16 protein-coding genes are annotated in these 19385 nt (G+C 65.5%); 15 read left to right on the top strand and 1 reads right to left on the bottom strand.

What is annotated here, in order from left to right; all coding sequences use genetic code 11:
• Window positions 1-56 precede the first annotated feature (56 nt).
• The 6 genes from rplK (at window position 57) to rpoC (ending at window position 11088) form a co-directional block, all read left to right on the top strand.
• Window positions 57-488, top strand: coding sequence for a 50S ribosomal protein L11 (gene rplK, locus ACO2TI_RS19665; RefSeq protein ID WP_423286878.1), 432 nt, complete (start codon window positions 57-59; stop codon window positions 486-488).
• Between the two features lie 2 nt (window positions 489-490).
• The gene (rplA, locus tag ACO2TI_RS19660; RefSeq protein WP_423286877.1) at window positions 491-1201 is read left to right on the top strand and encodes a 50S ribosomal protein L1; all 711 of its coding nucleotides are present in this window, start codon (window positions 491-493) and stop codon (window positions 1199-1201) included.
• A 283-nt stretch (window positions 1202-1484) separates the two neighbouring features.
• Window positions 1485-1991: a 50S ribosomal protein L10 gene (rplJ, locus tag ACO2TI_RS19655; protein WP_423286876.1), complete on the top strand. Its 507-nt coding sequence runs from the start codon at window positions 1485-1487 to the stop codon at window positions 1989-1991.
• A gap of 45 nt (window positions 1992-2036) precedes the next feature.
• Window positions 2037-2417: a 50S ribosomal protein L7/L12 gene (rplL, locus tag ACO2TI_RS19650; protein ID WP_423286875.1), complete on the top strand. Its 381-nt coding sequence runs from the start codon at window positions 2037-2039 to the stop codon at window positions 2415-2417.
• Window positions 2418-2719: 302 nt separating this feature from the next.
• Window positions 2720-6847 carry a DNA-directed RNA polymerase subunit beta gene (gene rpoB / locus ACO2TI_RS19645; protein WP_423286874.1) on the top strand — a complete coding sequence of 1376 codons (4128 nt, stop codon included), beginning with the start codon at window positions 2720-2722 and terminating at the stop codon, window positions 6845-6847.
• Between the two features lie 17 nt (window positions 6848-6864).
• The gene (rpoC, locus tag ACO2TI_RS19640) at window positions 6865-11088 is read left to right on the top strand and encodes a DNA-directed RNA polymerase subunit beta' (protein WP_423286873.1); all 4224 of its coding nucleotides are present in this window, start codon (window positions 6865-6867) and stop codon (window positions 11086-11088) included.
• Window positions 11089-11162: 74 nt separating this feature from the next.
• Here rpoC and ACO2TI_RS19635 read toward each other — a convergent pair whose 3' ends face one another.
• A complete protein-coding gene (locus tag ACO2TI_RS19635) occupies window positions 11163-11591 on the bottom strand; it encodes a putative toxin-antitoxin system toxin component, PIN family (protein ID WP_423286872.1) in 429 nt (142 codons plus the stop codon).
• A gap of 255 nt (window positions 11592-11846) precedes the next feature.
• On the opposite strand from ACO2TI_RS19635, the gene rpsL reads away from it, so the two are divergent.
• The 9 genes from rpsL to rplB all read left to right on the top strand — a co-directional run bounded on the left by rpsL (window position 11847) and on the right by rplB (window position 19374).
• Window positions 11847-12224: a 30S ribosomal protein S12 gene (gene rpsL, locus ACO2TI_RS19630; RefSeq protein ID WP_423286871.1), complete on the top strand. Its 378-nt coding sequence runs from the start codon at window positions 11847-11849 to the stop codon at window positions 12222-12224.
• A gap of 157 nt (window positions 12225-12381) precedes the next feature.
• A complete protein-coding gene (gene rpsG, locus ACO2TI_RS19625) occupies window positions 12382-12852 on the top strand; it encodes a 30S ribosomal protein S7 (RefSeq protein ID WP_423286870.1) in 471 nt (156 codons plus the stop codon).
• Window positions 12853-12924: 72 nt separating this feature from the next.
• Entirely contained in the window at window positions 12925-15027 is a 2103-nt protein-coding gene (gene fusA, locus ACO2TI_RS19620) for an elongation factor G (RefSeq protein WP_423286869.1), read from the top strand.
• A 119-nt stretch (window positions 15028-15146) separates the two neighbouring features.
• Window positions 15147-16337 carry an elongation factor Tu gene (gene tuf / locus ACO2TI_RS19615; protein WP_423286868.1) on the top strand — a complete coding sequence of 397 codons (1191 nt, stop codon included), beginning with the start codon at window positions 15147-15149 and terminating at the stop codon, window positions 16335-16337.
• A 93-nt stretch (window positions 16338-16430) separates the two neighbouring features.
• Complete coding sequence (gene rpsJ / locus ACO2TI_RS19610; protein ID WP_104357074.1) at window positions 16431-16742, top strand: 30S ribosomal protein S10; 312 nt, start codon at window positions 16431-16433, stop codon at window positions 16740-16742.
• A gap of 205 nt (window positions 16743-16947) precedes the next feature.
• The gene (rplC, locus tag ACO2TI_RS19605; RefSeq protein WP_423286867.1) at window positions 16948-17619 is read left to right on the top strand and encodes a 50S ribosomal protein L3; all 672 of its coding nucleotides are present in this window, start codon (window positions 16948-16950) and stop codon (window positions 17617-17619) included.
• Window positions 17619-18239 (top strand): 50S ribosomal protein L4, encoded by a 621-nt coding sequence (rplD, locus tag ACO2TI_RS19600; protein WP_423286866.1) that lies wholly within the window; start codon window positions 17619-17621, stop codon window positions 18237-18239. Before rplC ends, rplD begins: the two co-directional genes overlap by 1 nt.
• Complete coding sequence (rplW, locus tag ACO2TI_RS19595) at window positions 18236-18550, top strand: 50S ribosomal protein L23 (protein WP_423286865.1); 315 nt, start codon at window positions 18236-18238, stop codon at window positions 18548-18550. Before rplD ends, rplW begins: the two co-directional genes overlap by 4 nt.
• The gene (gene rplB / locus ACO2TI_RS19590; RefSeq protein ID WP_423286864.1) at window positions 18550-19374 is read left to right on the top strand and encodes a 50S ribosomal protein L2; all 825 of its coding nucleotides are present in this window, start codon (window positions 18550-18552) and stop codon (window positions 19372-19374) included. Before rplW ends, rplB begins: the two co-directional genes overlap by 1 nt.
• The last annotated feature ends 11 nt before the right edge of the window (window positions 19375-19385 follow it).

Genomic DNA, 19385 nt, shown 5'->3' with positions numbered 1-19385 from the left:
GCGTTTGCACTCGACCGGTACCGCTCGGCTGTGCGGTGCCGGTTTCAGGAGAAATCATGGCCAAGAAGATTGTCGGCTTCATCAAGCTGCAAATTCCGGCGGGCAAGGCGAACCCCTCGCCCCCGATCGGTCCGGCGCTGGGTCAGCGCGGTCTCAACATCATGGAGTTCTGCAAGGCGTTCAACGCGCAGACCCAGGGTATGGAGCCGGGCCTCGTGCTGCCGGTGGTGATCACCGCGTTCGCGGACAAGTCGTTCACCTTCGTCCTCAAGACGCCGCCCGCGACGGTGCTGATCAAGAAGGCCGCCAAGGTCGACAAGGGTTCGGCCAAGCCGCACACCGACAAGGTCGCCAAGCTCACGCGCGCCCAGGTCGAGGAAATCGCCAAGACCAAGATGAAGGATCTGACCGCCGCCGACCTCGACGCCGCGGTGCGCACGATCGCTGGTTCGGCCCGCTCGATGGGCATCACGGTGGAGGGCCTCTGATCATGGCAACGTTGACCAAGCGTCAGAAGGCGCTGCAGGGCAAGGTCGACTCGACCAAGCTGTACCCGATCGACCAGGCGCTGGCGATCGTCAAGGAATGCGCGACCGCCAAGTTCGACGAGTCGATCGACGTCTCCGTCCAGCTCGGCATCGATGCCAAGAAGTCCGATCAAGTCGTGCGCGGCGCGGTCGTGATGCCCAACGGCACCGGCAAGACCAAGCGGGTGGCGGTGTTCGCCCAGGGCGCCAAGGCCGAGGAAGCCAAGGCCGCCGGCGCGGACGTGGTCGGCATGGACGACCTGGCCGAGCAGGTCAAGGCCGGCAACCTGAACTTCGACGTCGTGATCGCCTCGCCGGACACGATGCGCGTGGTCGGCACGCTGGGCCAGATCCTCGGCCCGCGCGGCCTGATGCCGAACCCGAAGGTCGGCACCGTGACGCCCGACGTCGCGACGGCGGTGAAGAACGCCAAGGCCGGCCAGGTGCAGTTCCGTGTCGACAAGGCCGGCATCATCCACGCCACCGTGGGTCGCCGTTCGTTCGAGTCCGACAAGCTGGTGGGCAACCTGCAGGCGCTGCTGGACGCGCTGAACAAGGCCAAGCCGGCGTCGAGCAAGGGCGTCTACCTGCGCAAGGTCGCGGTCTCGTCGACGATGGGTGTCGGTGTGCGCGTGGACGTGGCGAGCATCGCCGCGCCGGCCTCGCAGGCCTGAGTGACATAGGAGCCGCGCGAGGGGTCTGGCGCGCGGCTCGACAAGGATTGGTGGGCTGCCCGGCGCACATGTGCCGGGCAGGTCATCAAAGACCGCTGGTGCGGCGCAAGCCGCCTAAATGCAGCCTTCCGGCTGCGGCCAGCGCAGATGGCGGTCCCGCTGGAAGGGTTTGCCGTTCGAAAGCAGCGAAGGCTGCGGCCGGGCGGGGTTCCTGGACAGAAGGTCGCTGCAACCGGGTGTGCCGCGGTCCGAAGGACTTCGGCACGTTTCATAGGAGTAGACCTTGAGTCTGAATCGCAACGAAAAGGCAGAAGTCGTCGCGGAAGTGTCGGCCCAGGCGGCCAAGGCACAGACGCTGGCGCTGGCCGAGTACCGCGGACTCACGGTGGAGCACCTGAACGCGCTGCGCAAGACGGCGCGCGAGCGGGGCGTGTACCTTCACGTGCTGAAGAACACGCTCGCGCGTCGCGCCGTTGCCGGCACGCCGTTCGAGGTGGCCGCCGAGAGCATGTCCGGTCCGCTGATCTACGGCTTCTCCGAAGACGCCGTGGCGGCGGCGAAGGTCATCGCGGACTTCGCCAAGACCAACGACAAGCTGATCGTGAAGGCCGGCGCCTATGCCGGCAAGGCGCTCGACGCGAACGGGGTGAAGGCCCTGGCCTCGATCCCGAGCAAGGAAGTCCTGCTGGCTCAGCTGGCCGGTCTTCTCAAGTCGCCGATCTCGCGCACCGCGCGCGTGCTGGCGGCTGTCGCCGAAAAGAAGGGCGAAGCGGCTCCTGCCGCTGCCTGACCACGATCCGTTTTCTGAACATTCAACCGTATTGAGGAATCCCAAATGGCTTTCGACAAAGACGCATTCCTGACCGCGCTCGACAGCATGTCCGTCATGGAGCTCAACGAGCTCGTGAAGGCGATCGAAGAGAAGTTCGGCGTGTCCGCCGCCGCCATGGCCGCCCCGGCCGCCGGCGGCGCGGCTGGTGGCGCTGCCGCCGCTGCTGAAGAGAAGACCGAGTTCAACGTCGTGCTGCTCGAAGCCGGCGCCAACAAGGTCGGCGTGATCAAGGCCGTGCGCGAGATCACCGGCCTGGGCCTGAAGGAGGCCAAGGACCTGGTCGACGGCGCGCCGAAGCCCGTCAAGGAAGGCATCGCCAAGGCCGACGCCGAGGCCGCCAAGAAGAAGCTGGAAGAAGCCGGCGCCAAGGTCGAGCTCAAGTAATTCCGCTCGATCGAAGCAGGCTGGGCGCCTTGAAAAGGGCGTCCGGCCTTTCGCACTTCAGGGGCTTGGCCCCTGGAGAGCACCTGGAAGCACCCGAGCGCGCATCATGCCGGGTTCTTCCAAGTGTTCTCTGATCCGACTGCAGAGAACCGGTTTGGTCGGGCCGCGGTGCAATGCCGCGGTTGTCCGCCAGCGGCTGGTAGTGGCCAGCCACCAAGCAGAACAGGCGCAAGGCCTGTATCGCCAGTCGCCGAACGAGCGCAGCCAAGGCCGGGCCGCGTTCATTCGACACGGAGTGATTGATGGCGCAAACCACCCCCTACAGCTACACCGAGCGCAAGCGCATCCGCAAGAGCTTCGGCAAGCGCGAGAGCGTGCTCGACGTGCCCTATCTGCTGACGATGCAGAAGGATTCGTACGTAGCCTTCCTGCAGAAGGACGTTCCTCCTGCCAAGCGCAAGCCGGAAGGCCTGCAGGCGGCGTTCCTCTCCGCGTTCCCGATCGTTTCGCACAACGGGTTCGTGGAGATGAAGTTCACCGAATACAACATCGCCAAGCCTCCGTTCGACACGCGCGAGTGCCAGCAGCGCGGCCTGACGTACGCCGCCGCGGTGCGCGCGAAGCTGCAGATGATCATCTATGACCGCGAGACCTCGACCTCGCAGTCCAAGGTGGTCAAGGAGGTGAAGGAGCAGGAGGTCTACATGGGCGAGGTGCCCCTGATGACCGACTACGGCTCGTTCATCGTCAACGGCACCGAGCGCGTGATCGTCTCGCAGCTGCACCGCTCGCCGGGCGTGTTCTTCGAGCACGACAAGGGCAAGACGCACAGCTCCGGCAAGCTGCTGTTCAGCGCGCGCATCATCCCCTACCGCGGTTCGTGGCTGGACTTCGAGTTCGACCCGAAGGACATCCTCTACTTCCGCGTCGACCGTCGCCGCAAGATGCCGGTGACGATCCTGCTCAAGGCGATCGGCCTGAACCCCGAGCAGATCCTCGCGAACTTCTTCGTCTTCGACAACTTCCGCCTGATGGATTCAGGCGCTCAGATGGAGTTCGTGCCCGAGCGCCTGAAGGGCGAGGTCGCGCGCTTCGACATCACCGACAAGTCGGGCAATGTCGTCGTCGAGAAGGACAAGCGCATCACCGCGCGCCACGTGCGCCAGCTCGAGCAAAGCGCGACGAGCTTCATCACGGTGCCGGAGGACTTCCTGGTTGGCCGCGTGCTGGCCAAGAACATGGTCGACGCCGACACCGGCGAGATCATCGGCAATGCCAACGACGAGCTGACCGAGTCGCTGCTCAAGAAGCTGCGCGCCGCGGGCATCAAGGAGATCCAGTGCCTGTTCACGAACGAACTGGACCAGGGCGCCTACATCTCGCAGACGCTGGCCTCTGACGAGACCGCCGACCAGCTCGCCGCCCGCGTGGCGATCTACCGCATGATGCGCCCCGGCGAACCGCCGACGGAAGACGCGGTGCAGGCCCTGTTCAACCGCCTGTTCTACGACGACGCCACCTACGACCTCTCGCGCGTGGGTCGCATGAAGTTCAACGCCCGCGTGGGCCGCGACGCCTCCGAAGGCCCGATGGTCCTGACCAACGAGGACATCCTCGACGTGGTCAAGATCCTGGTCGAGCTGCGCAATGGCCGCGGCGAGGTGGACGACATCGACCACCTCGGCAACCGCCGCGTGCGCTGCGTCGGCGAACTGGCCGAGAACCAGTACCGCTCGGGCCTCGCGCGCATCGAGAAGGCCGTGAAGGAACGCCTCGGCCAGGCCGAGACCGAGGCGCTGATGCCGCACGACTTGATCAACTCCAAGCCGATCTCCGCGGCGCTCAAGGAGTTCTTCGGCGCGAGCCAGCTCTCGCAGTTCATGGACCAGACCAACCCGCTGTCCGAGATCACGCACAAGCGTCGCGTCTCGGCCCTGGGCCCGGGCGGTCTGACCCGCGAGCGCGCCGGCTTCGAAGTGCGCGACGTGCACCCGACCCACTACGGCCGCGTGTGCCCGATCGAAACGCCGGAAGGCCCGAACATCGGCCTGATCAACTCGCTGGCCCTGTACGCGCGCCTGAACGAGTACGGCTTCCTGGAGACGCCGTACCGCCGAGTGAACGACGGCAAGGTCACCGACCAGATCGACTACCTGTCGGCCATCGAGGAAGGCAAGTACGTGATCGCGCAGGCCAACGCCTCGCTCGACAAGGACGGCCGCCTGACCGACGAGCTGGTCTCCGCGCGCGAGCGCGGCGAGTCGGTGCTGACCTCGCCGGAACGCATCCAGTACATGGACGTCGCGCCGACGCAGATCGTCTCGGTGGCGGCCTCGCTGGTGCCGTTCCTGGAGCACGATGACGCGAACCGCGCCCTGATGGGCGCCAACATGCAGCGCCAGGCCGTGCCGACGCTGCGTCCCGAGAAGGCCTTCGTTGGCACCGGCGTCGAGCGCGTCTCGGCCGTCGACTCGGGCACCGTGGTCACCGCCAAGCGCGGCGGCGTGGTGGACTTCATCGACACCAACCGCATCGTGATCCGCGTCAACGACAAGGAAGCGGTGGCGGGCGAGGTCGGTGTCGACATCTACAACCTGATCAAGTACCAGCGTTCGAACCAGAACACGAACATCCACCAGCGTCCGATCGTCAAGCGCGGCGACAAGGTCGCCGCCGGCGACGTGATCGCCGACGGCGCCTCGACCGACCTCGGCGAGCTCGCGCTCGGCCAGAACATGCTGGTCGCGTTCATGCCCTGGAACGGCTACAACTTCGAGGACTCGATCCTCATCAGCGAACGCGTCGTCGCCGAAGACCGCTACACCTCGATCCACATCGAGGAACTCGTGGTCATGGCGCGCGACACCAAGCTGGGCGCCGAGGAAATCACGCGCGACATCCCCAACCTGTCGGAGCAGCAGCTTGCGCGCCTCGACGAGTCGGGCATCGTCTACATCGGCGCCGAGGTGAACCCGGGCGACGTGCTGGTCGGCAAGGTCACGCCCAAGGGCGAGACCACGCTGACACCTGAAGAGAAGCTGCTGCGCGCGATCTTCGGCGAGAAGGCGTCCGACGTGAAGGACACCTCGCTGCGCGTTGACCAGGGTACCAACGGTACCGTCATCGACGTGCAGGTCTTCACCCGCGAAGGCATCCAGCGCGACAAGCGCGCCCAGCAGATCATCGACGACGAGCTCAAGCGCTACCGCCTGGACCTCAACGACCAGCTGCGCATCGTCGAGGCCGACGCCTTCGACCGTATCGAGAAGCTGCTCGTCGGCAAGACCGCCAACGGCGGTCCGCAGAAGCTGGCCAAGGGTTCCGCGATCGACAAGGCGTATCTCGCCGGCGTCGAGAAGTACCACTGGTTCGACATCCGCCCGGCGGACGACGACGTCGCCAACCAGCTCGAGTCGATCAAGAACTCGCTCGAGCAGACGCGCCACAGCTTCGACCTCGCCTTCGAAGAAAAGCGCAAGAAGCTCACGCAAGGCGACGAGCTGCCCGCGGGCGTGCTCAAGATGGTGAAGGTCTACCTCGCCGTCAAGCGCCGCCTGCAGCCCGGCGACAAGATGGCCGGCCGCCACGGCAACAAGGGCGTGGTGTCGAAGATCGTTCCGATCGAAGACATGCCCTACATGGCCGACGGCACGCCGGCGGACATCGTGCTCAACCCGCTGGGCGTGCCTTCGCGCATGAACGTGGGCCAGGTGCTGGAAGTGCACCTGGGCTGGGCCGCCAAGGGCATCGGCCAGCGCATCGGCGACATGCTGCAGCGCGAGGCCAAGGCCGCCGAGCTGCGCAAGTTCCTCGACGAGCTCTACAACAAGTCGGGCGGCAAGACCGAGCAGCTCGATGCGCTGAGCGACGCCGAGGTGATCGAGATGGCCGGCAACCTGGCCACCGGCGTGACCTTCGCGACGCCGGTGTTCGACGGTGCGCACGAGTCCGAGATCCGCGGCATGCTGAAGCTGGCCTATCCGCCGGAGATCGCCGAACGCAAGGGCCTCAACAGCACCTGCACGCAGGCCACGCTGTACGACGGCCGCACCGGCGAAGCCTTCGAGCGCCCGGTCACGGTGGGCTACATGCACGTGCTGAAGCTGCACCACCTGGTCGACGACAAGATGCACGCGCGCTCCACCGGCCCGTACTCGCTCGTCACCCAGCAGCCGCTCGGCGGCAAGGCGCAGTTCGGCGGCCAGCGCTTCGGCGAGATGGAAGTGTGGGCGCTCGAGGCCTACGGCGCCTCGTACATCCTGCAGGAAATGCTGACCGTGAAGTCCGACGACGTGAACGGCCGCACCAAGGTGTACGAGAACATCGTCAAGGGCGAGCACTCGATCGACGCCGGCATGCCCGAGTCGTTCAACGTGCTGGTCAAGGAAATCCGTTCGCTCGGCATCGACATCGAGCTCGAGCGCAACTAAAGGGATAGGAGAGCCACATGAAAGGTTTGCTGGATCTCTTCAAGCAATTCACGCCGGACGAGCACTTCGACGCGATCAAGATCGGGCTCGCTTCGCCCGAGAAGATCCGTTCGTGGTCCTTCGGCGAGGTGAAGAAGCCCGAGACGATCAACTACCGCACGTTCAAGCCCGAGCGTGACGGCCTGTTCTGCGCCAAGATCTTCGGTCCGATCAAGGACTACGAGTGCCTGTGCGGCAAATACAAGCGCCTCAAGCATCGCGGCGTGATCTGCGAGAAGTGCGGCGTCGAAGTCACGCAGACCAAGGTGCGCCGCGAGCGCATGGGTCACATCGACCTCGCCGCGCCGTGCGCGCACATCTGGTTCCTGAAGTCGCTGCCGTCGCGTCTGGGCCTGGTGCTCGACATGACGCTGCGCGACATCGAGCGCGTGCTGTACTTCGAAGCCTACGTGGTCGTCGACCCGGGCATGACGCCGCTCAAGAAGTTCTCGATCATGACCGAGGACGACTACGACGCGAAGCGTCGTGAATACGGCGACGAGTTCATCGCGCTGATGGGCGCCGAGGGCATCAAGAAGTTGCTGGAGGAGATGGATCTCGACATCGAGATCGACAAACTCCGCAACGACATGACCGGCTCGGAGCTCAAGATCAAGAAGAACTCCAAGCGCCTCAAGGTGATGGAGGCCTTCAAGAAGTCGGGCATCAAGCCGAACTGGATGGTCCTGGACGTGCTGCCGGTGCTGCCGCCGGACCTGCGTCCGCTGGTGCCGCTGGACGGCGGCCGCTTCGCGACCTCCGACCTGAACGACCTCTATCGTCGCGTCATCAACCGCAACAACCGCCTTGCGCGCCTGCTCGAACTGAAGGCGCCCGAGATCATCGTGCGCAACGAAAAGCGCATGCTGCAGGAGGCGGTGGACTCGCTGCTCGACAACGGCCGTCGCGGCAAGGCGATGACCGGTGCGAACAAGCGCGCGCTGAAGTCGCTGGCCGACATGATCAAGGGCAAGAGCGGCCGCTTCCGCCAGAACCTGCTGGGCAAGCGTGTCGACTACTCGGGCCGTTCGGTCATCGTGGTCGGCCCGACGCTCAAGCTGCACCAGTGCGGCCTGCCCAAGCTGATGGCGCTCGAGCTGTTCAAGCCCTTCATCTTCTCGCGCCTCGAGGCGATGGGCATCGCCACCACCATCAAGGCGGCGAAGAAGGAAGTCGAGGCCGGCACGCCGGTGGTGTGGGACATCCTCGAAGAGGTCATCAAGGAGCACCCGGTCCTCTTGAACCGTGCGCCGACGCTGCACCGCCTGGGCATCCAGGCGTTCGAGCCGGTGCTGATCGAAGGCAAGGCGATCCAGCTGCACCCGCTGGTCTGCGCGGCGTTCAACGCCGACTTCGACGGTGACCAGATGGCGGTCCACGTGCCGCTGTCGATCGAAGCGCAGATGGAAGCGCGCGCGCTGATGCTCGCCTCCAACAACGTGCTGTTCCCGGCCAACGGCGAACCGTCGATCGTGCCGTCGCAGGACGTCGTGCTCGGCCTCTACTACGCGACCCGCGAGCGCATCAACGGCCGCGGCGAAGGCATGGTCTTCGCCGACATCGCCGAGCTGCAGCGCGCGCTGGACAACGGCGTGGTCGAGATCACCGCCAAGGTGAGCGTGCGCCTGGTCGAGTGGACCAAGGACGCGCAAGGCGAGTTCGTGCCGCAGACCAAGCTCGTCGAGACGACGGTCGGCCGCGCGCTGCTGTCGGAGATCCTGCCCAAGGGCCTGCCGTTCTCCAACATCAACAAGGCGCTCAAGAAGAAGGAAATCTCGCGCCTGATCAACACCTCGTTCCGCAAGTGCGGCCTGAAGGAGACCGTGGTGCTGGCCGACAAGCTGCTGCAAAGCGGCTTCCGCCTGGCCACGCGCGCGGGCATCTCGATCGGCATCGACGACATGCTCGTGCCGAAGGAGAAGCACGGCCTGATCGAGCGCGCCGAGAAGGAGGTCAAGGAGATCGAGCAGCAGTACGTCTCGGGTCTCGTGACCGCCGGCGAGCGCTACAACAAGGTCGTCGACATCTGGGGCAAGACGGGTGACGAGGTCGGCAAGGTCATGATGAGCCAGCTGGCCAAGCAGAAGGTGGTCGACCGCCACGGCAAGGAAGTGGACCAGGAGTCGTTCAACTCCATCTACATGATGGCCGACTCCGGCGCGCGCGGCAGCGCCGCCCAGATCCGCCAGCTCGCCGGCATGCGCGGCCTGATGGCCAAGCCGGACGGCTCGATCATCGAGACGCCGATCACGGCGAACTTCCGAGAAGGCCTGAACGTTCTGCAGTACTTCATCTCGACCCACGGCGCCCGAAAGGGCCTCGCGGACACCGCGCTGAAGACCGCGAACTCCGGCTACCTGACGCGCCGACTGGTCGACGTGACGCAGGACCTGGTCGTCACCGAGGACGACTGCCACACCGACAACGGCATCGCGATGCGCGCGCTGGTCGAGGGCGGTGAAGTCATCGAGTCGCTGCGCGACCGCATCCTAGGCCGCGTGACGGCGGTCGACGTGCTGCATCCGGAAACGCAGGCCACGCTCGTGCCGGCCGGCAAGATGCTGGACGAAGACACGCTCGACGAGGTGGAAGCCGCCGGCGTCGACGAGGTCAAGGTCCGCACGCCGCTGACCTGCGGCACGCGCTTCGGCCTGTGCGCCAAGTGCTACGGCCGCGACCTCGGCCGCGGCGGCCTGGTGAACACCGGCGAAGCGGTGGGCGTGATCGCCGCGCAGTCCATCGGCGAGCCGGGCACGCAGCTGACGATGCGTACCTTCCACATCGGTGGTGCGGCATCGCGCGCCGCGGTGGCGTCGAGCGTCGAGGCGAAGAGCGATGGTCACATCGGCTTCAACGCCACGATGCGCTACGTGACCAACGGCAAGGGCGAGCTGGTGGTGATCTCGCGTTCGGGCGAGATCATCATCGCCGACCAGCACGGCCGCGAGCGCGAGCGCCACAAGGTGCCGTACGGCGCGACGCTGAACGTCAAGGCCGACCAGTCCATCAAGGCTGGCACGGTGCTGGCGAACTGGGATCCGCTGACCCGCCCGATCATCACGGAGTTCGCCGGCAAAGCGAAGTTCGAGAACGTCGAGGAAGGCGTGACCGTCGCCAAGCAGGTCGACGAAGTGACCGGCCTGTCGACGCTGGTGGTCATCGACCCGAAGCGCCGCGGCGTCGCCAAGGTGGTGCGTCCGCAGGTCAAGCTGCTGGATGCCGGCGGCCACGAGGTCAAGATCCCCGGCACCGACCACTCGGTGACGATCGGCTTCCAGGTCGGCGCGCTGATCCAGATCCGCGACGGCCAGGACCTCGCCCCGGGCGAAGTGCTCGCGCGCATTCCGGTCGAAGGCCAGAAGACCCGCGACATCACCGGCGGTCTGCCGCGCGTGGCCGAGCTGTTCGAGGCCCGCACGCCCAAGGACAAGGGCACGCTGGCCGAGATCACCGGCACCGTGTCGTTCGGCAAGGAGACCAAGGGCAAGGTTCGCCTGCAGATCACCGATCCGGACGGCAAGGTCTGGGAAGAGCTGGTGCCGAAGGAAAAGAACATCCTCGTGCACGAAGGCCAGGTGGTGAACAAGGGCGAGTCCATCGTCGACGGTCCGGCCGATCCGCAGGACATCCTGCGCCTGCTGGGCATCGAGGCGCTGGCGACCTACATCGTCGACGAGGTGCAGGACGTCTATCGTCTGCAGGGCGTGAAGATCAACGACAAGCACATCGAAGTGATCGTTCGCCAGATGCTGCGCCGCGTTCAGATCGTCAACCCGGGCGACAGCACGTACATCGCCGGCGAGCAGGTCGAGCGCGCCGCGCTGCTGGAGACCAACGATCGCCTGCGCGCCGAGGGCAAGCTGACTGCCACGCACGCCGACGTGCTGCTGGGCATCACCAAGGCCTCGCTGTCGACCGACTCGTTCATCTCGGCGGCGTCGTTCCAGGAAACGACCCGCGTGCTGACCGAAGCGGCGATCATGGGCAAGCGCGACGAGCTGCGCGGTCTCAAGGAGAACGTCATCGTCGGCCGCCTGATCCCCGCCGGCACCGGTCTCGCCTTCCACCAGGCGCGCCGCGTCAAGGAGGAGATGGACGACGCCGAGCGCCGCGCGATCGCGATGCAGGAAGCCGAGGAACTGGCGGCGCTGGCCTCGGCCGGTGCCGACGTTCCGGCGGGCGACGAGCCGGCCGGCGAGTAAGCCAGGCGAATCCGGCAGCCTCGGCTGCCGGTCATCTTCCCCAAGGGCGGCTTCGGCCGCCCTTTTTCATGCCTTCAGTCCGGCTGCCACTGCGGTGGCGCGAGCACCTGCACGCCGTGGGCCGCGAGGGCGCGCTTGAGGCGCAGCACGGCGCGGTCGCGGCTGACGAGCCAGCGCGCGCGATGGGCCAAGGCCAGGTCGATGAAGATCTGGTCGTCTGGATCGGTGCAGCGGGGCGCGCGCGGCGGGCTCGGCGGCGCCTCCAGCATCTGGGCGTGTGCAGCCCACTGCGCCTCGATCGAGTACAGATCGGGATGCCAGTTCTGTATTTCCGTGCGAGCGAGCACTAGCATCAGTTCCTCTCGCATGGCCGCCGTTGCGAACCAATCCATCTGCCGCTCCACGATGGCGCGACCGATCGACTGCATCGTCGGTTCGCGAAAGACGAGCCAGTCGAGCACCGCGTTGGTGTCGAGCACGACGATGGAGCGCAGCTTGGTCATGGGAAGGGCAGGCGAGTCAGATCACCCCACCGTCGTCTTACCTTGCGAGCTGAGGCGTGCCCAAATATAATCGCGGGCTTTTCGACAGTTTGTGTCGCGCTCTTTGTCGAGCAGGGCCCGGGTTCACCGCCAAGCGGTGCGCCTCGCGGCCCCTTCGCGCTTGCCGTTCGCGGCGGCGCCTTGCTTGGTGAAGCTCTTGCGGCCAGCCCGTCGGAAGGACAGTTAGTCGTAACTTCAAACGGGAACAAGTTACTCATGCCCACCATCAACCAGCTCGTGCGCCAAGGCCGTGAGGTCGAGGCCACGAAGTCCAAGTCGCCTGCGATGCAGAACTGCCCGCAGCGACGCGGCGTGTGCACTCGCGTGTACACCACCACTCCGAAGAAGCCGAACTCCGCGCTGCGTAAGGTCGCCAAGGTGCGCCTGACCAACGGCTTCGAGGTCATCTCCTACATCGGCGGCGAAGGCCACAACCTGCAAGAGCACAGCGTGGTGCTCGTGCGCGGCGGCCGCGTCAAGGATCTGCCGGGCGTGCGCTACCACATCGTGCGCGGCTCGCTGGACCTGCAAGGCGTCAAGGACCGCAAGCAATCGCGCTCCAAGTACGGCGCGAAGCGTCCGAAGAAGGCCTAAGCCCAGGCTGTCATCAAGGGCGCACGCGAGCGTGCGTCAATCGCGGTGCGCGATCACCAGAGTGCGCGTGCTGAGTAAGTGGATGCCTCCTGAAGTCGGTATGGCATCCGTGGCGAGGGCCGAGGCCCGAGCCGACTGAAGACTGGAAGGAAGAGAAATGCCCCGTCGTCGCGAAGTCCCCAAGCGCGAGATCCTGCCCGACCCGAAGTTCGGCTCGGTCGATCTCTCGAAGTTCATGAACGTGATCATGGAGTCCGGCAAGAAGGCTGTGGCCGAGCGCATCATCTATGGTGCCCTGGACACCGTCGAGAAGAAGGCCCAGCGTGATCCGCTCGAGGTGTTCCTCACCGCGCTGAACAACGTGAAGCCGATGGTCGAAGTGAAGTCCCGCCGCGTGGGCGGTGCGAACTACCAAGTTCCCGTGGAAGTTCGTCCTGTCCGCCGGATGGCCCTCGCGATGCGCTGGCTCAAGGAATCGGCGCGCAAGCGCAGCGAGAAGTCGATGGCCCAGCGTCTGGCCAACGAACTGCTCGAAGCGGCCGAAGGCCGCGGCGGCGCGATGAAGAAGCGCGACGAAGTGCACCGCATGGCCGAAGCCAACAAGGCCTTCTCGCACTTCCGCTTCTGACCTAAGCCCGACCCGGCCGCTTCCCAGGGTTGACCCCAACCCGGAAGCGGCCCCTGTATTTGGAGTTCTGCCATGTCCCGCAAGACCCCCATCGAGCGCTACCGCAACATCGGTATCTCGGCGCACATCGATGCCGGCAAGACCACGACGACCGAGCGCATCCTGTTCTACACGGGTGTGAACCACAAGATCGGCGAAGTGCACGACGGCGCCGCCACCATGGACTGGATGGAGCAGGAGCAGGAGCGTGGCATCACGATCACGTCGGCTGCGACCACCTGCTTCTGGAAGGGCATGGACCTGTCCTTCCCCGAGCACCGCATCAACATCATCGACACCCCGGGGCACGTCGACTTCACCATCGAGGTGGAGCGCTCGATGCGCGTGCTCGACGGCGCGTGCATGGTGTACTGCGCCGTGGGCGGCGTGCAGCCGCAGTCGGAGACCGTCTGGCGCCAGGCCAACAAGTACAAGGTGCCCCGCCTCGCGTTCGTCAACAAGATGGACCGCACCGGCGCGAACTTCTTCAAGGTCTATGACCAGATGAAGACGCGCCTGAAGGCCAACCCCGTGCCCATCGTCGTGCCCATCGGCGCCGAAGAGAACTTCAAGGGCGTGGTGGACCTGTTCAAGATGAAGGCGATCATCTGGGACGAGGCCTCGCAGGGCATGAAGTTCGAGTACGGCCCGATCCCGGCCGAGCTCGAGGCTGACTGCCAGAAGTGGCGCGAAGGCATGGTCGAGGCGGCCGCCGAGTCCAGCGAAGAGCTGATGAACAAGTATCTCGAGACCGGTGAGCTCACCGAAGCCGAGATCAAGCAGGGCCTGCGCACGCGCACCATCGCCGGCGAGATCCAGCCGATGTTGTGCGGCACGGCCTTCAAGAACAAGGGCGTCCAGCGCATGCTCGACGCCGTGATCGAGTTCATGCCTTCGCCGATCGACATTCCGCCGGTGCCGGGGCATGACGAGGACGACAAGGAAGTCACCCGCAAGGCCGACGACAACGAGAAGTTCGCCGCGCTGGCGTTCAAGCTGATGACCGACCCCTACGTCGGCCAGCTGACCTTCGTGCGCGTCTACTCGGGCGTTCTGAAGTCGGGCGACTCCGTCTACAACCCGATCAAGGGCAAGAAGGAGCGCATCGGCCGGATCCTGCAGATGCACGCCAACCAGCGTGAAGAGATCAAGGAAATTCTCGCGGGCGACATCGCCGCGTGCGTTGGCCTGAAGGAAGTGACCACGGGCGAGACCCTGTGCGATCCGGAAGCCATCATCACGCTTGAGAAGATGGTGTTCCCGGAGCCGGTGATCTCGCAGGCCGTCGAGCCGAAGACCAAGGCCGACCAGGAGAAGATGGGCATCGCCCTGGGCCGCCTGGCGCAGGAAGATCCGTCGTTCCGCGTGCGTACCGACGAAGAGTCCGGCCAGACCATCATCTCCGGCATGGGCGAACTTCACCTCGAGATCATCGTCGACCGCATGAAGCGCGAGTTCGGCGTCGAGGCCAACGTCGGCAAGCCGCAGGTCGCGTATCGCGAGACGATCCGCAAGGCGGTCGAGGACGTCGAAGGCAAGTTCGTTCGCCAGTCGGGCGGCAAGGGCCAGTACGGCCACGTCGTGCTCAAGATCGAGCCGCAGGAGCCGGGCAAGGGCTTCGAGTTCGTGGACGCGATCAAGGGCGGCGTGGTGCCGCGCGAGTTCATCCCGGCGGTCGAGAAGGGGATCATCGACACGCTGCCCAACGGCGTGCTGGCGGGCTACCCGGTCGTGGACGTGAAGGTCACGCTGACCTTTGGTTCGTACCACGACGTGGACTCGAACGAAAACGCGTTCAAGATGGCCGCCTCGATGGGCTTCAAGGACGGCTGCCGCAAGGCCAGCCCGGTCATCCTCGAGCCGATGATGTCGGTCGAGGTCGAGACGCCGGAAGACTACGCCGGCAACGTGATGGGCGACCTGTCGTCGCGTCGCGGCATGGTGCAGGGCATGGACGACATGGTCGGCGGCGGCAAGATCATCAAGGCAGAGGTTCCTCTGTCCGAGATGTTCGGCTACTCGACCACGCTGCGCTCGATGTCCCAGGGCCGCGCGACGTACACGATGGAGTTCAAGCACTACAGCGAGGCTCCGAAGAACGTCGCCGACGCGATCATCACCTCGCGCGCGAAGTAATTTCATCAAGCCGGTCTTCGGCATCGTCGCATCCGTTGCTGCCCGTGGCGGGTGAGTGACGACGGCGCCGGAGACCTTAAACCGCACACGGGCAGCTGCTCTTTCCTCGGAGAATTGAAATGGCAAAAGGCAAGTTTGAGCGGACCAAGCCGCACGTGAACGTGGGCACGATTGGTCACGTGGACCATGGCAAGACGACGCTGACGGCGGCGATCACGACGGTGCTGTCGACGAAGTTCGGCGGCGAGGCGAAGGCGTACGACCAGATCGACGCGGCGCCGGAAGAAAAGGCGCGCGGCATCACGATCAACACCGCGCACGTCGAGTACGAGACGCAAGCGCGCCACTACGCGCACGTGGACTGCCCGGGGCACGCCGACTACGTGAAGAACATGATCACCGGTGCGGCGCAGATGGACGGCGCGATCCTGGTGTGCTCGGCCGCCGACGGCCCGATGCCCCAGACGCGCGAGCACATCCTGCTGGCGCGCCAGGTGGGCGTGCCGTACATCATCGTGTTCCTGAACAAGTGCGACATGGTCGACGACGCCGAGCTGCTCGAGCTCGTCGAGATGGAAGTGCGCGAGCTGCTGAGCAAGTACGACTTCCCCGGTGACGACACGCCGATCATCAAGGGCTCGGCCAAGCTGGCGCTCGAAGGCGACAAGGGCGAGCTGGGCGAGCAGGCCATCATGCGCCTGGCCGACGCGCTGGACAGCTACATCCCCACGCCCGAGCGCGCGGTCGATGGCGCGTTCCTGATGCCGGTCGAAGACGTGTTCTCGATCTCGGGCCGCGGCACCGTGGTGACGGGGCGCATCGAGCGTGGCGTGATCAAGGTCGGCGAAGAAATCGAGATCGTGGGCATCAAGGCCACGCAGAAGACCACCTGCACCGGCGTGGAGATGTTCCGCAAGCTGCTCGACCAGGGCCAGGCGGGCGACAACGTGGGCATCCTGCTGCGCGGCACCAAGCGCGAGGACGTCGAGCGCGGCCAGGTGCTGTGCAAGCCGGGCAGCATCAAGCCGCACACGCACTTCACCGCCGAGGTGTACGTGCTGAGCAAGGAAGAGGGCGGCCGCCACACGCCGTTCTTCAACAACTACCGTCCGCAGTTCTACTTCCGCACCACCGACGTCACGGGCGCCATCGAGCTGCCCAAGGACAAGGAGATGGTGATGCCGGGTGACAACGTGACGATCACCGTCAAGCTGATCGCCCCGATCGCCATGGAAGAAGGCCTGCGCTTCGCCATCCGCGAGGGCGGGCGCACCGTCGGCGCCGGCGTCGTCGCCAAGATCATCGAGTAAGCCTTTGCGTGATGCGGGCGCGCGCCGCGAGGCGCTCGCCCCTTCCAAACCTCGCGGCAGCTTGCTGCCGCAACGCTCTTTGAAGGAACCATCATGCAAAAGCAGAAGATCCGCATCCGCCTGAAAGCGTTCGATTACAAGCTGATCGACCAGTCGGCGCTCGAGATCGTGGACACCGCCAAGCGCACCGGCGCGATCGTCAAGGGCCCCGTGCCCCTGCCGACCCGGCTGCAGCGCTTCGACATCCTGCGCTCGCCGCACGTCAACAAGACCTCGCGCGACCAGTTCGAAATCCGCACCCATCAGCGTCTGATGGACATCGTCGATCCGACCGACAAGACGGTCGACGCCCTGATGAAGCTGGACCTGCCGGCCGGCGTCGACGTCGAGATCAAGCTGCAGTAAGCCCTGCGGCATCGCCGCTTCGGGTCTCGTTTGCGCGAAAACCCGAAGCTGCTACAATTTCAGGCTTCCTGCGCGGATGGGCTTTGGCTCATCCGCGCAGAGCTCTTCCAGGGCGCAAGCCCGAGGAAGGGAAATCAGTCAGCCCGGCCAATCGATGTCGGGTGTTCGAAACAAAGGCTTCGCTTGGCGGAGCTGGAGAAGAACCATGAGTCTGAGCAATCGCCTCGGATTGCTGGGTCGCAAGGTGGGCATGATGCGCATCTTCACGGACGACGGCGACGCCGTTCCCGTGACCGTGCTCGACGTGTCCAACAACCGCGTCACCCAGGTCAAGACCGACGAGGCCGACGGCTACGCTGCCGTGCAGGTCACGTTCGGTTCGCGCAAGGCTTCGCGCGTCACCAAGCCGGAAGCGGGTCACCTCGCCAAGGCCGGTGTCGAAGCCGGCGAGATCCTCAAGGAATTCCGCGTCGCCGCCGATGTCGCTGCCGGCTTCAAGCCGGGCGCCACGCTGCCGGTGACGATGTTCGCGGCCGGCCAGACCGTCGACGTGCAGGGCACCTCGATCGGTAAGGGCTTCACCGGCACCATCAAGCGCCACAACTTCGGTTCGCAGCGCGCATCGCACGGTAACTCGCGCTCGCACAACGTGCCGGGCTCGATCTCGATGGCGCAGGATCCGGGCCGCGTGTTCCCGGGCAAGCGCATGTCGGGTCACCTCGGCGACGAGACGGTCACCACGCAGAACCTCGACATCGTGCGTGTTGACGAAGCCCGTCAACTGCTGCTGGTCAAGGGTGCGGTCCCTGGCGCCAAGGGTGGCTTCGTCACCGTGCGTCCGGCCGTCAAGGCCAAGATCGCGAAGGGAGCGAACTGATGCAACTCGAGCTCCTGAACGAGCAGGGTCAGGCCTCCGCCAAGGTGGACGCCCCTGACACCGTGTTCGGCCGTGACTACAACGAGGCCCTGGTCCATCAGGTCGTCGTCGCCTACCAGGCCAACGCCAGGCAAGGCACGCGCGCCCAGAAGGATCGCGGCACCGTCAAGCATTCGACCAAGAAGCCGTGGCGCCAGAAGGGCACCGGCCGCGCCCGCGCGGGCATGACCTCCTCGCCGCTGTGGCGTGGGGGCGGCCGCATCTTCCCGAACACGCCGGAAGAGAACTTCGCGCAGAAGGTCAACAAGAAGATGTACCGCGCCGGCATGGCCGCCATCTTCTCGCAGCTGGTGCGTGAAGGCCGCCTGGCCGTCGTCGACTCGCTGAAGGTCGAGGCGCCGAAGACCAAGCTGCTGGCCGCCAAGTTCAAGGCCATGGGTCTCGATTCCGTGCTGGTGATCGCCGACGAGGTCGACGAGAACCTGTTCCTCGCGTCGCGCAATCTCGCGAACGTGATGGTGATCGAGCCGCGCTACGCCGATCCGCTCTCGCTTGTTCATTACAAGAAGGTCCTGGTGACCAAGGGCGCGATCGACCAGCTCAAGGAGATCCTGGCATGAGCGCCATCAAGTTTGATGAAGGCCGCCTGATGCAGGTCCTCGTGTCGCCGATCGTGTCCGAAAAGGCCACGTCGGTTGCCGAGAAGCACAACCAGGTGCTGTTCAAGGTGCTGCAGGACGCCACGAAGCCCGAGATCAAGGCTGCCGTGGAGCTGCTGTTCAAGGTCGAGGTCGACAAGGTCTCGGTCGTGAACATCAAGGGCAAGACCAAGCGTTTCGGCAAGAGCATTGGCCGCCGCGACAACGTTCGCAAGGCCTATGTCTGCCTGAAGCCGGGTCAGGAGCTCAACTTCTCCGGGGAGGCCGCGTAATGGCCGTCGTCAAAGTCAAACCCACGTCGCCCGGCCGCCGCGCCGTGGTGAAGGTGGTGCATTCGCATCTGCACAAGGGCGCGCCGGAAGCGTCGCTGCTCGAGCCGCAGAAGCAGAACGCCGGCCGCAACAACAACGGCCACATCACGACGCGCCACAAGGGCGGTGGTCACAAGCACCACTATCGCGTCGTCGATTTCAAGCGCACCAAGGACGGCATCCCGGCAAAGGTCGAGCGCATCGAGTACGACCCGAACCGCACGGCCCACATTGCGCTGGTGTGCTACGCCGACGGCGAGCGCCGCTACGTGATCGCGCCGCGCGGCATCGAAGTCGGCCAGACGCTGCTGAGCGGCGCCGAGGCGCCGATCAAGGCCGGCAACACGCTGCCGATCCGCAACATCCCGGTGGGCTCCACGATCCATTGCGTCGAGCTGCTGCCCGGCAAGGGCGCGCAGATCGCCCGCTCGGCCGGCACCTCGGTGGTGCTGATGGCGCGCGAAGGCATGTACGCCCAGGTGCGGCTTCGCTCGGGTGAAGTGCGCCGCGTGCACATCGACTGCCGCGCCACGATCGGTGAAGTGAGCAACGAAGAGCACAGCCTGCGCCAGTACGGCAAGGCCGGTGCGATCCGCTGGAAGGGCATCCGCCCGACCGTGCGCGGCGTTGCCATGAACCCGGTGGACCACCCGCACGGCGGCGGCGAAGGCCGCACCGGCGAAGCCCGCGCTCCGGTGTCGCCTTGGAACACGCTGACCAAGGGTTACCGCACTCGCAAGAACAAGCGCACGCAGACGTTCATCGTCTCGCGTCGCAAGAAGTAAGGGGCAGGTCA

It is taken from the genome of Caldimonas sp. KR1-144, from assembly GCF_049446155.1.
Taxonomy (GTDB): domain Bacteria; phylum Pseudomonadota; class Gammaproteobacteria; order Burkholderiales; family Burkholderiaceae_C; genus Rivibacter.
This window is presented reverse-complemented; position numbering and strand designations above follow the sequence as displayed.

Coding starts and splice junctions, on each gene's coding strand:
- rplK (WP_423286878.1), top strand. CDS start 57: ATGGCCAAGAAGATTGTCGGCTTCATCAAGCTGCAAATTCCGGCGGGC.
- rplA (WP_423286877.1), top strand. CDS start 491: ATGGCAACGTTGACCAAGCGTCAGAAGGCGCTGCAGGGCAAGGTCGAC.
- rplL (WP_423286875.1), top strand. CDS start 2,037: ATGGCTTTCGACAAAGACGCATTCCTGACCGCGCTCGACAGCATGTCC.
- rpoB (WP_423286874.1), top strand. CDS start 2,720: ATGGCGCAAACCACCCCCTACAGCTACACCGAGCGCAAGCGCATCCGC.
- rpoC (WP_423286873.1), top strand. CDS start 6,865: ATGAAAGGTTTGCTGGATCTCTTCAAGCAATTCACGCCGGACGAGCAC.
- ACO2TI_RS19635 (WP_423286872.1), bottom strand. CDS start 11,591: ATGACCAAGCTGCGCTCCATCGTCGTGCTCGACACCAACGCGGTGCTC.
- rpsL (WP_423286871.1), top strand. CDS start 11,847: ATGCCCACCATCAACCAGCTCGTGCGCCAAGGCCGTGAGGTCGAGGCC.
- rpsG (WP_423286870.1), top strand. CDS start 12,382: ATGCCCCGTCGTCGCGAAGTCCCCAAGCGCGAGATCCTGCCCGACCCG.
- fusA (WP_423286869.1), top strand. CDS start 12,925: ATGTCCCGCAAGACCCCCATCGAGCGCTACCGCAACATCGGTATCTCG.
- tuf (WP_423286868.1), top strand. CDS start 15,147: ATGGCAAAAGGCAAGTTTGAGCGGACCAAGCCGCACGTGAACGTGGGC.
- rpsJ (WP_104357074.1), top strand. CDS start 16,431: ATGCAAAAGCAGAAGATCCGCATCCGCCTGAAAGCGTTCGATTACAAG.
- rplC (WP_423286867.1), top strand. CDS start 16,948: ATGAGTCTGAGCAATCGCCTCGGATTGCTGGGTCGCAAGGTGGGCATG.
- rplD (WP_423286866.1), top strand. CDS start 17,619: ATGCAACTCGAGCTCCTGAACGAGCAGGGTCAGGCCTCCGCCAAGGTG.
- rplW (WP_423286865.1), top strand. CDS start 18,236: ATGAGCGCCATCAAGTTTGATGAAGGCCGCCTGATGCAGGTCCTCGTG.
- rplB (WP_423286864.1), top strand. CDS start 18,550: ATGGCCGTCGTCAAAGTCAAACCCACGTCGCCCGGCCGCCGCGCCGTG.